The organism is Cobetia sp. MMG027 (assembly GCF_027947415.1).
Classification (GTDB): Bacteria; Pseudomonadota; Gammaproteobacteria; order Pseudomonadales; family Halomonadaceae; genus Cobetia; species Cobetia marina.
This window is the reverse complement of sequence record NZ_JAQJIO010000005.1, coordinates 214,394-226,365: the sequence shown is the minus strand read 5'-3', so window position 1 is coordinate 226,365 and position 11,972 is coordinate 214,394. Positions and strand designations below refer to the sequence as shown.

The 11,972-nt window shown below is 64.5% G+C and carries 7 protein-coding genes and 1 riboswitch; of the genes, 3 read left to right on the top strand and 4 right to left on the bottom strand.

The window, feature by feature from the left end:
- Window positions 1–2: 2 nt before the first annotated feature.
- The 4 genes from cobA to PJK54_RS08450 all read right to left on the bottom strand — a co-directional run bounded on the left by cobA (window position 3) and on the right by PJK54_RS08450 (window position 4,259).
- Entirely contained in the window at window positions 3–800 is a 798-nt protein-coding gene (cobA, locus tag PJK54_RS08465; protein WP_255304421.1) for a uroporphyrinogen-III C-methyltransferase, read from the bottom strand.
- A 604-nt stretch (window positions 801–1,404) separates the two neighbouring features.
- Window positions 1,405–2,682, bottom strand: coding sequence for a serine--tRNA ligase (serS, locus tag PJK54_RS08460; protein ID WP_271302638.1), 1,278 nt, complete (start codon window positions 2,680–2,682; stop codon window positions 1,405–1,407).
- Window positions 2,683–2,817: 135 nt separating this feature from the next.
- On the bottom strand, window positions 2,818–3,195 hold the full coding sequence (gene crcB / locus PJK54_RS08455; protein WP_084209182.1) for a fluoride efflux transporter CrcB: 378 nt from the start codon (window positions 3,193–3,195) through the stop codon (window positions 2,818–2,820).
- A 206-nt stretch (window positions 3,196–3,401) separates the two neighbouring features.
- A complete protein-coding gene (locus tag PJK54_RS08450) occupies window positions 3,402–4,259 on the bottom strand; it encodes a pyrroline-5-carboxylate reductase family protein (RefSeq protein WP_077371804.1) in 858 nt (285 codons plus the stop codon).
- Window positions 4,260–4,609: 350 nt separating this feature from the next.
- Here PJK54_RS08450 and PJK54_RS08445 point away from each other — a divergent pair, with 350 nt between their 5' ends.
- The 3 genes from PJK54_RS08445 to PJK54_RS08435 all read left to right on the top strand — a co-directional run bounded on the left by PJK54_RS08445 (window position 4,610) and on the right by PJK54_RS08435 (window position 11,520).
- Entirely contained in the window at window positions 4,610–7,819 is a 3,210-nt protein-coding gene (locus tag PJK54_RS08445) for an FAD-binding and (Fe-S)-binding domain-containing protein (protein ID WP_271302637.1), read from the top strand.
- A 209-nt stretch (window positions 7,820–8,028) separates the two neighbouring features.
- Window positions 8,029–9,996: a cation:proton antiporter gene (locus PJK54_RS08440; protein WP_271302636.1), complete on the top strand. Its 1,968-nt coding sequence runs from the start codon at window positions 8,029–8,031 to the stop codon at window positions 9,994–9,996.
- A 282-nt stretch (window positions 9,997–10,278) separates the two neighbouring features.
- Entirely contained in the window at window positions 10,279–11,520 is a 1,242-nt protein-coding gene (locus PJK54_RS08435) for a NupC/NupG family nucleoside CNT transporter (RefSeq protein WP_271302635.1), read from the top strand.
- A 170-nt stretch (window positions 11,521–11,690) separates the two neighbouring features.
- Window positions 11,691–11,919, top strand: a riboswitch (cobalamin riboswitch).
- Window positions 11,920–11,972 lie beyond the last annotated feature (53 nt).

Here is an 11,972-nt window from a genome sequence, read left to right as displayed (position 1 = left end):
TCTCAGGCAGTGTTCACCTGGGCCAGCGGCGTCGGGTGCTTGCCATCTTCCCAGCCAAGGCTGCTGTCAGCCGTCGGCGAGAACCACTTGAGGGAATCATGCAGGCTGACGACATCCCCGACAATGATCAACGTCGGCGGCTTGAGCCCCTGCCCCGCCACCTGTGCCGGCATCTCCGCCAGAGTCGCCACATGCACGCGCTGACGCGCGGTAGTGCCCTGCTCCACCAGAGCGATCGGCGTGCTGGCCGCCAGACCATGGTGGATCAGCTGCTCGCAGATCAGCGCCAGACTGCCCAGCCCCATGTAGAACACCAGGGTCTGGGCGGGGCGTGCCAGCGCCTCCCAGTCCAGGTCACAGCTGCCATCCTTGAGGTGCCCGGTGACGAAACGCACCGACTGGGCATGATCGCGGTGGGTCAGCGGAATCCCGGCGTAGGCGGCGCAACCGGAGGCCGCGGTGATACCTGGCACCACCTCGAAACTGATCCCGGCATCCGCCAGCGTCTCGAGTTCCTCACCACCACGCCCGAAGATGAAGGCATCGCCGCCCTTGAGGCGCACGACGCGATGGCCAGCGCGCGCATAGTCCACCAGTGCCTGATTGATGCCTTCCTGGGGCACGCTGTGGTCACTGCGCGCCTTGCCGACATACAGCCGGCGGGCTTCAGGCCTGGCCAGTGCCAGAATCTCGTGACTCACCAGCCGGTCATGAATGATCACGTCGGCCTGCTGCAGATGACGCAATGCCTTGAGGGTCAGAAGCTCCGGGTCGCCGGGGCCGGCGCTGACCAGCGCCACCTGACCATGCGTGCCGGTGAAGCGATCCTCCTCCTTCACCGGCAACACCGCCTCGCCCGCGACCAGCCGGGGCGGAAGACGCACGCTGGAGTCCGCCGGATGACGCGGCGCAAACACCATGACGTGCTGCTCACGCGCGTGGCGCAGGATACCGCGGTCCCGGCCCTCGCTACCCGTGACGACCAGCCACAGCTGGCCGGGTGCAGGCACCGGCAACAGCGTATCGGCCACTTCCCAGCCCTCTTGACCGCACAGTCTCTCCAGCGCCGGCATTCGGGCATCGCCGTAGACACACAGATCCGCCCCCAGGCCGGCAAAGCGCTCGGCCAGCGCCAGCGCCTCCTGGCCACCGCCGATCAGGCACAGCTGGAGTCGTGAAGGATCACAAGAGAGATTGAGAAATTCCATGGGCATATCCACAAACGGGGCGAGGCTGGGTAGCAGCCTTCGATGAACGGCATTTTAGAGCATAAGAAACACTCTCTAAAATAACCAATAAGCATAACGACCCCGAAGGCACGTTGTAGCAGAGCCGCAGACGAAAAACCCCCGCTTCCGGCCGGAAGCGGGGGTTCGGGGCGCGAGCGGAGCTGCGCGGCGGGCCTCAGATGTTGAGGGTGTCCACACCGCCCATGTAGCTGCGCAGCGCCTGCGGCACGCTGATGGAACCATCCGCATTCTGATGGTTCTCGAGCACCGCGACCAGACAACGTCCCACCGCCAGGCCGGAGCCATTCAGTGTGTGGACCAGCTGCGGCTTCTTCTGTCCTTCGACACGGGCGCGTGCCTGCATGCGACGTGCCTGGAAGTCTTCGCAGTTGGAGATGGAGGAAATCTCGCGATAGGTATTCTGGCTCGGCAGCCAGACTTCCAGGTCATAGGTCTTGGCCGCCGCGAAGCCCATGTCGCCGGTGCACAGCGTCACGGCACGGTACGGCAGCTCCAGCGCCTGCAGGATGGCCTCGGCATGGCCGCGCATCTCTTCCAGCGCGTCATAGCTCTTGTCCGCCTCGACCACCTGCACCATCTCGACCTTGTCGAACTGGTGCTGGCGAATCATGCCGCGGGTATCGCGACCATAGGCACCCGCCTCGCTGCGGAAGCACGGCGTATGCGCGGTGAACTTGAGCGGCAGATCGCTGGCGTCGAGAATCTCGTCGCGCACCATGTTGGTCAGCGGCACTTCGGCGGTCGGGATCAGGAAGAATTCGCGATCGTCATTGAGCTTGAACAGGTCTTCCTCGAACTTGGGCAGCTGGCTGGTGCCCATCAAGGAATCACGGTTGACGATGTAGGGCACGTAGAACTCTTCGTAACCGTGCTCGAGGGTCTGCTTGTCGAGCATGAACTGCACCAGCGCACGATGCAGGCGTGCGATGGAGCCGTGCATGATGGCAAAGCGTGAACCGGTGATCTTGGCGGCGAGCTCGAAGTTGAGCTGCCCCTTGAGTTCCCCGAGGTCAACGTGATCACGCACCTCGAAATCGAACTCACGCGGGGTGCCCCAGCGATGCAGCTCGACATTGTCATTCTCGTCGGCGCCTTCCGGCACGTCGGCGTTGGGCAGGTTCGGGATGCTGGCGGCCATGGCCTCCGCCTTGCTCTGCAGCTCGGAGAGCTCTTTCTTGGCGGCGTCGAGGCGCTCGCCCAGATCACTGACTTCCGCCAGCAGCGGTGCGATATCTTCACCGCGAGCCTTGGCATTGCCGATGGACTTGGAGCGAGTGTTGCGCTCGTTCTGCAGCGATTCGGTCTCGATCTGCAGATCACGGCGACGCGCTTCCAGGGCGGCGAAGGCCTGGGTATCCAGCTGATAGCCACGACGTGCGAGGCGCTCGGCGGTCGCGTCAAGATCGGCGCGCAGAAGTTTCGGGTCCAGCATGTGGGAAGGCTCTCTCGTCAGTTCACTCAGGCCGCATCGCGGCACGGTAAGGTCATGCGCACTAGTCTACCTCAGCCACGCCCCGCTTCGCAGCCGCCGCAATGCCGAGGCAGCCACCCGGGGGCAGGCCGTCGCTCACAGCAGGGCGCGGGCGAGCTTCATGCCGAGCGCCACCATGCCCAGACAGGCCACCACGCTCACCGCGACGTAGATCAGCCCTGCCAGCATGCGACCGCTGATCATCAGATTGAGCGCTTCGAGGGCGAAGGTGGAAAAGGTGGTGAAGGCGCCGGTGAAGCCGGCCACCATGATCGCCTGCCAGACAGGCGCAAGCTTGAGCTCCTGGGTCACCCAGATGAACAGGAAGCCCATCAGGCAGCTGCCGAGGAGATTGACCCCGAGCGTCCCCCAGGGGAACCCTCGACCCGCCGTTCCCGTGATCCAGCCACTGACCAGATAACGTCCAAGAGCGCCGATGGCGCCGCCCGCTGCTACTGCCAACCAGGTTCCCATGTCTCGCATCTGCCTCATGTCATGAGCCGCCAACGGCTCGTCCAGCTGTCGAAATACAAGACCATGCCTCAGGTACGCAGCCGCACCTGAGGCATGTCATTGACTGCCAGTGTAAGAAAATCGCGGGACGCGGGGAACTCGGGTCACGGGAAAGACGGGTTCAGCAAAGCATGACTCGCCGCCCGTGATGACCGACGGACATGGAATCAGTTCAGCTCGCTTCTCAGCCCATCCAGCACTTGCTGCCACCGATGGTGGGCACCGTCCTTGCCGCCCAGTTGCTCAAGCCCGCGTGCCGTCCAGGTGCCGGGCGTGCCGATGCGCGAGGCAAGCTCGCCCGGCGGGGTATCGGGATGGGCTTCCATCAGGGCAAGGGCATCACGCATCTGGGTCATCAACAACTGGCGGGCCTGCGGCCCGGTGATGCCGGGGACGGTCTGGAACCAGTCAAGCAGCGCCTGCTGCTGGGCCAGCTGCCAGGCATTCACGCAGACTGCCAGCATGCTGGCCTCGAAGGCGGCCTCTTCCTCGAAGGCAATCACCTGCCGGACTGCCGGACTGAGCAGGTCCCGCGTGAGGGGGTCTTCCGGATAGAGCGTGAGCGCGCTCTGCCCCTCGGACACCGCCAGCCCCGTCATCACGCGCACCACCCTGGCCGGCGCGAACCAGCGCTGCAGGTTGGCGAGTGAGACACCGGCCGCCATCACCATCAGATGATGGTCCTTGCTCAGAGCGCGGCTTTCACGCAGTTCCATGGCCAGCGCTTCCAGCTGCTGCGGTCGGACCCCGACCAGCACGCAGAGGCTGGCTTCGCACACCGCGACGTTGCTGGCGTGGCGGACGGCACCGAAACGCCAGCCCAGACGGTGGCTGCGAACATCATTGCGCGGCGAGAGGTGGAACTCCAGATCATGCCGCGAGCGCCCATCGCGCAGGCAGCCTCGCGCCAGCGCGACCAGAAGAGACTCCGCCAGTTCTCCCACGCCCAGCACCCCCAATCGCGTAGGAGGCTGACGGGATTCGCGATGGCAGGTGGAGGTCGAGGGATAGGATGACGATGCCATGGAACGGCTCCTGCTGAGAGAAAGGAAACGAGCAAACCACAAGGGTGTCGGTCGATGGTGCCTCTGCCGATATCCTGCATCGGTAGCTTCTTCACGACAGAGGATGCGGCAAGAGGGATTGCCTCGAGAAGCTCCCGCATGAAGGGGCGTGCCACAACGAGACGTGGCGGGAACTTCCCGGCAATCTAGCCCCTTTCAAGCGTAGTCAGTCCTGACTCGGATGACCGGATTATCCTGACAGGACAGCGCAGGATGCCCCTTGAGGCTGGGGCCACGCCTTCAGCTCAGGTAAGCTTAGGCACATCGGCCCACGTGGCCTGCCTGACGCGACTCACTGCCCGAGCGAGATCATGACCGAACGCCTGCTGGATACGCCTGCCCCCGTCGATGCCCTCTACCTGGACTTCCTGGCCGCCCTGCGCGATGCAGGCTTTGCCGGTGACATCAGTCCGGACTACGCCAACCGTACCGTGTTGTCGACTGACAACTCACTGTATCAGGTACTGCCTCAGGCCGTGGTCTATCCACGTCATGCCGAGGACATCCAGTGCATCGCGCGGCTGTCCAACGACCCCCGCTTCGCGGCGGTCACCCTGGCACCGCGTGGCGGCGGTACCGGCACCAATGGCCAGTCACTCAATGATGGTGTGCTGGTGGATGTGTCGCGCCACATGAACCGCATTCTCGAGATCGATGTCGAGAAGCGTCGCGTACGGGTCGAGGCCGGCGTGGTGAAGGATCAGCTCAATGCCGCGCTCAAGCCGCATGGACTGTTCTTCGCCCCGGAACTCTCGACCTCCAATCGTGCCACCATCGGCGGCATGATCAATACCGATGCGTCCGGCCAGGGGAGCTGTGAATACGGCAAGACTCGTGACCACGTGATCACGCTCGACAGCGTCCTGCTCGACGGGACACGCCTGTCGAGCCATGCCATCGACGATGCCGAGCTCGAGGCACTGTGCGCACGCGAGGATCGCGTCGGTGAAATCTACCGCACCGCGCGCGCCATCGCCGATGAGCGTGCCGAGGAAATCGCCGACATCTTCCCGCCGCTCAATCGCTGCCTGACCGGCTACGATCTCGCCCACCTGCGCGAGGCCGATGGGCGCTTCAACCTCAACAGTCTGCTGTGCGGCGCCGAGGGCACGCTGGGCTTCGTGGTCGAGGCCGAGCTGAATGCCCTGCCCATCGCGCCCTGCTCGACGCTGATCAACCTGCGCTACGCGAGCTTCATGGACGCGCTGCGCGACGCCAAGACGCTGATGGCGGTCGAGAGCAACCGTCCGACTTCCATCGAGACGGTGGATGACACCGTGCTCAACCTGGCCATGCAGGATTTCGTGTGGGACAGCGTCGAGGAATTCTTCCCGGCCAGTGCCGAGGGCTCCCCGGCCATCGGCGGCATCAACCTGATCGAATTCAATGCCGACAGCGAAGCGGCACTGGACGCCAAGGTGGCCGCCTTCAGCGAGCATCTGGCCAGTGACACCAGCGTCGAGCGCCTCGGCTTCACCGAAGCGCGTGGGCGTGCGCAGATCAGTCGCGTCTATGGCATGCGCAAGCGCTCGGTGGGCTTGCTGGGCAATGTCGAGGGGGAAGCCCGTCCGCTGCCCTTCGTCGAGGACACGGCCGTTCCGCCGGAGCATCTGGCGGACTACATCGCCGAATTCCGAGCCGCTCTCGATGCCCGCGGCCTGCGTTATGGCATGTTCGGGCATGTCGATGCCGGCGTGCTGCACGTACGCCCGGCACTCGACATGAAGGACCCCGCCCAGCAGGCGATGATTCGCGAGATCTCCGACGAGGTCGCCGCCCTCACCCACAAGTACGGTGGCCTGCTGTGGGGAGAACACGGCAAGGGCGTGCGCTCGGAATATGCCCCCCGCTTCTTCGGCAGCCTCTATGGGGCGCTGCAGGACGTGAAGGCGGCCTTCGACCCGCGCAATCAGCTCAATCCGGGCAAGATCACCTCGCCCCGCCTGCCAGCCACACTGGTCGACGACGCTGGCGCCAGCGAAGGTGAGAGCGACAAGCGTGATCACGCTGACAGCGCCGTCGAAGCCTTCGACCCCCACCTGATGCGCATCGATGACGTGACCATGCGCGGCGATCTCGATCGCCAGATCGATGAACGCGTGTGGCAGGAATACGCCAGCGCCGTCTACTGCAACGGCAACGGTGCCTGCTACAACTACGACCCCAACGACGCCATGTGCCCGTCCTGGAAGGCGACGCGTCAGCGCATCCATTCGCCCAAGGGACGCGCCAGCCTGATACGTGAATGGCTGCGCCTGGAAGGCAATGCCGGACGGGACGTGATCGCCGAGGCGCAGGCCGCCCGGACGCCGGGCCTCAAGGGGGCCGGCCTGTGGCTGGCGCGTCTGCCGACCCGCATCGGCGCTTCGCTGAAGGCGCGTCGTGGTGGACAGACGCAGACTGGCGCTCAGGAGGCCGGCTTCGATCAGCAGGTCTATCAGGCGATGGCCGGCTGTCTGGCGTGCAAGTCCTGCGCGGGCCAGTGTCCGATCAAGGTCAACGTGCCGGACTTCCGCAGCCGCTTCCTCGAGGTCTATCACCATCGCTATCAGCGTCCGCTGCGCGATTACCTGATCGGCAGCCTCGAGTTCGTGCTGCCGTGGGCCGAGCGCGTCACGCCGCTCTACAACGGCCTGCTGTCCAATCGCCTGGTCAGTCGTCTGCTGGAAGGCCCGATCGGCATGGTCGATGCCCCACGCCTGTCGCGCGCCAGTCTGCGCAGACAGCTCAAGAGCTGGGGCGTCTCGGAGGCGACCCCGACCCAGCTCGGCCGCCTGACCGAGTCCCAGAAGGCCAGAAGCGTGATCCTGGTGCAGGACGCCTTCACCAGCCACTTCGAGGCCCAGCTGGTGATGGACATCATCGAGCTGCTGTCACGACTCGACATTCGGGTGTTCGTCGCGCCCTTCGCCCCCAATGGCAAGCCGCTGCAGGTACAGGGCTTCACCGGCGCCTTCCAGCGCACCGCGCGCGCCCAGGCCAAGCGTCTCAAGGCGATCGCCGATTTCGGCGTGCCGCTGGTCGGCATCGACCCGGCGATGACCCTGACCTATCGTCAGGAGTATGTGAAGACCCTCGGCCCGGACGCCGTGCCGGATGTCCTGCTGCTTCAGGAGTGGCTGATCAGCCTGCGCAAGCTGCTGCCGGTGGGTGTCACGAAGACGGTGCTGGGCAAGATGGACCCGGGCCTGACACTCCTGAGCCACTGTACCGAGAGCACCAATGCGCCGGGGTCCGCCAAGGCCTGGCAGCAGGTGTATGCCGCCTTTGGTCTCAGCCTCGAGACACTCTCCACCGGCTGCTGCGGCATGTCCGGCACCTATGGTCACGAAGCGCGCAATCTCGAGACCTCACGTGCCATCTATGAGCTGTCGTGGAAGGCGGTGGTCGAGGACGAGGCCAATCAGGGCAAGCTGGTCGCCAGTGGTTATTCCTGTCGCAGCCAGAGCAAACGCTTCTCCGAACGTCAGCTGCCGCATCCCCTCCAGGCGCTGCTGCCACTGGTGCGTCGCGCGCAGTGACAGCCAGGGGGCCCAGTGGCCGTGCAGGAGGAATGACATGAGGGGAGCGCGATAAGGCAACGCGACGTTGCATACCACGGAATCAATCGCTAGTCTGCGCCCTTCCGGCCAGCCGTGATGTTGGCATCTGGCCGAGACAAGACGATTCGATGAGCGGTGACCGCGTCAGTGGCACCGCTCATTTTCGCTGACTCCAAGGAAGCTTCCCGATGACGGAACCCGCACTGGCCCTGACCCTGATCGGTCTGATGGCTCTCGGCTGTCAATGGCTGGCCTGGCGCATGCGTCTGCCCGCCATCCTGCCGCTGCTGATCGTTGGCATCCTTGCCGGCCCCGTCACGGGCTGGCTCAAGCCGGATGAGCTGCTGGGAGACCTGCTGTTCCCGCTGGTCTCGCTGGCAGTGGCGGTGATCCTGTTCGAGGGCAGTCTGACGCTGGACTTCAAGGACCTGCGGGGACACGGGCACATCGTCAGACGACTGGTGACCACCGGGGTGGTGATCACCGGCGTGATCGGCACCGTGGCGGCGCATTATCTGCTCGACATGCGCTGGGAGATGGCCGCCGTGCTCGGGGCACTGCTGGTGGTGACAGGCCCGACCGTGGTGATGCCATTGCTGCAGACCCTGCGCGCGCGCGGCAACCTGACCCAGATCCTGCGCTGGGAAGGCATCATGATCGACCCGGTGGGCGCGCTGCTGGCGGTACTTGTCTATGAGTACGTCGCACTGGGCATGACCGGCAATGCGGTGTCACATACCCTGGTGCTGTTCGCCCAGACCGTGGGCCTCGGCCTTGGCATGGGCGCGCTGGGCGGCTGGTGCTGGGGGCTGGTGCTGCGCCACTTCTGGCTGCCCCAGAAGCTGCACAACTTCGGCACCCTGATGGTGATGCTGGGACTCTTCGCCATCTCCAATACCCTGTTCCACGAATCCGGACTCCTGACCGTGACCGTCATGGGGGTATGGCTGGCCAACATGCGCGGCGTGCCTACCCAGCAGATCATCGAGTTCAAGGAGACGCTCACCGTCCTGTTGATCTCCGGGCTGTTTCTGCTGCTGGCGGGGCGCCTGACCGTCGAGCAGCTTTCGCTGCTGTCCTGGCCGGCGTGGGTCTTCCTGGCCGTGTTGATGTGGGTCGCGCGCCCGCTGACTGTCTGGCTGTGCACCCTGGGCAGCGAATTGACGCTGCGCGAGAAGGCGCTGCTGGCCTGGCTGTCTCCTCGCGGTATCGTCGCGGCCGCCGTGGCCTCGCTGTTCGCGCTCAAGCTCGAATCCCAGGGCATCGAAGGCGCCGAGATGCTGGTCCCGATGACCTTCCTGGTCATCATCGGCACGGTGGTGATCCAGAGCTTGCTGTCACGCCCCATCGTCAAGGTGCTGGGTGTCGGTGAGCCACCGCCCTCGGGCTTCCTGATTCTCGGGGCCAACTCGGTGTCGCGCCTGGTCGCCCGCGAGCTGGTGGATGCCGGCTTCTCGGTACGCCTGACCGATACCAACTGGGACGCGGTACAGGAAGCCCGCATGGCAGGCCTGCCGGTCTATTACGGCAACCCGCTGTCCGAGCATGCCTCACAGCATCTCGAGTTGACGGGCATCGGCCATCTCATGCCCCTGTCGCCCTATCGCGAGCTCAACAGCCTCGCGGCGCTGCATTTCGAGCACATCCTCGGCCACGGCCGGGTCTTCCGGCTCGCCGAGGACAATGGCAAGAATGCCAAGCGCCAGCAGGACCAGGCGCTCGGCCACCTGCCGCTGTTGTTCGATGGCCAGGTCACCTACGCCAAGCTGGCCAGCCTGCTGTCACAGGGGGCGGAGTTCCGACGTGCCCGCATCAGCGAGAACTTCAGTCTCGAGGACTATCGCCGGATTCATGATGACCGACTGCTGACCCTGTTCTGCATCAGCAGCCAGGGCCGGATTCGCATCGCCAATTCCGCCGTCGCACTGGAACCCAAGGCCGGTGAGACGCTGATCAGCCTGATCTATGCCGACTCGCCTGAGCTGACCCGACCGGCACAATCCAAGGCGGACAAGGCCGAGTCGAGCAAGTCATCCCAGGCCACAGAAGGGACAGGCTCTGACGCGAGTTCCACCACCCGCTCCACCGCGAATTCCGGCACCGCCACGGGCTCCGGCCCCCTACCCGCCAGCCGTCTCCCCGGTGGCCGGGCCTGATGACGGCTTGAATGCATCCCGAAAGCGGCATGCGCGCAGACGGCACGGCGCCCGGAGATGATGCCAGCCCCCTGACCACGAGGCCCGCTTCCTGCGGGCCTCGTGGCGAATGGCGCACAGCCGCGAAGCGGGATTCACAAAAAATGCCTAAAACGTTAGTGGCAGACTCCGACAGCCGCCCAAAATGCTGGTAGAGTACGCGCCAGTTTTGGCAGCCCTGTCCGGCAGCCAGCGCTATTGCCTTGTCCTCAACGTAACACCTACGCATTCAGGAGCTGCTTGATGCAGATCGTCATGGGCCTGGTGGGCGTCTTAGCCCTCCTGGGGATCGCCTTCCTATTATCTGAAAACCGACGCGCCATCAGCTTGCGCACCGTACTGGGGGCCTTTGCCATCCAGGCATTGCTGGGGGCATTCGTACTCTACGTTCCCGCCGGCAAGAGCATGCTGCTCGGTCTCAGCGAAGGGGTTCAGGCCGTCATGTCCAGCGCCAACGTGGGCATGGACTTCCTGTTCGGTGGCCTGGTCAGCGACAAGATGTTCGAAGTCTTCGGTGGCGGTGGTTTCGTGTTCGCTCTGCGCGTACTGCCGATCATCGTGTTCTTCTCGTCATTGATCGCGGTGCTCTACCACCTGCGCGTGATGAACGTCGTGATCAGTGTGCTGGGTGGTGGGCTTTCGAAGATTCTCGGCACCAGTCGTCCCGAATCGCTGTCCGCCGCGGCCAACATCTTCGTCGGCCAGACCGAAGCACCGCTGGTCGTGCGTCCGTTCATCGCCGGCATGACCCGCTCGGAGCTGTTCGCGGTGATGACCGGTGGCCTGGCCTCCGTGGCCGGTTCCGTGCTGGTGGGCTATGCCTCGCTGGGCATTGACCTCAAGTACCTGCTGGCAGCGTCCTTCATGGCAGCCCCGGGTGGCCTGCTGATGGCCAAGATGCTGATCCCGGAGACCGAATCCAAGACCCAGAGTGTCGAGGAAGCCCTGGGCAAGGACATCGATCGCCCGACCAACGTCATCGATGCTGCCGCGTCCGGCGCAGCATCCGGCGTGCAGCTGGCCATCAATGTCGGCGGCATGCTGCTGGCCTTCATCGCCTTGATCGCGCTGGGCAACATCATCATCGGCTGGATCAGTGGATTGTTCGGCTATCAGGACATCACGCTGCAGCTGCTGCTGGGCTATGCCTTCGCGCCGGTCGCCTGGGTCATCGGCGTGCCGTGGCATGAAGCCATCCAGGCCGGCAGCTTCATCGGTCAGAAGCTGGTGCTCAACGAGTTCGTCGCCTTCGCCGACCTCGCCAGCCATCAGATCAAGCTGTCCGAGCATTCCGAAGCGATCATCATCTTCGCGCTGTGTGGCTTCGCCAACCTGTCCTCCGTGGCCATCCTGATGGGCGGCCTGGGACTGATGGCACCGAACCGCCGCAGTGACATCGCGCAGATGGGCATGAAGGCGATTCTCGCCGGTACGCTCTCCAACCTGATGTCAGCCAGTCTTGCCGGACTGTTCCTGTCGCTGTGACGCTCATCGCAAGCCTCGCATGCGAGTGAGACACGCCGTCAGGTGACCTCTCGACAACGCCCGCCCAGTGCGGGCGTTGTCGTATCCAGCCCGCGTCACGAGCCAGCGAACGCCAGACCGGCAGACGACAGGGCCTGCCGATTGACTCCCTGTCGCCCTCCCCAGACAATAGCTCGGGTAGAAGCCTGGGTGCTCGGGAATCGGGTGAAAGCCCCGTACTGCCCCCGCAACGGTGATCGCAACGCTCATGCCGGTCGAGATGACCAGCCACTGCCTCCGGGACGTCCTCGTGACGACCCTCAAGGGAAGGAGGTGGGAAGGCGCATGAGGGGGTGAGACGTTCCAACAGGACGTCCGCCAGGCGTCAGTCCGGAGACCGGCCCTCGCTTCCACACTGGTTGATGCGGAGGGCCTCACCAGTGGCAAATTCGTCGGGATGTCCTTTTTCAAAG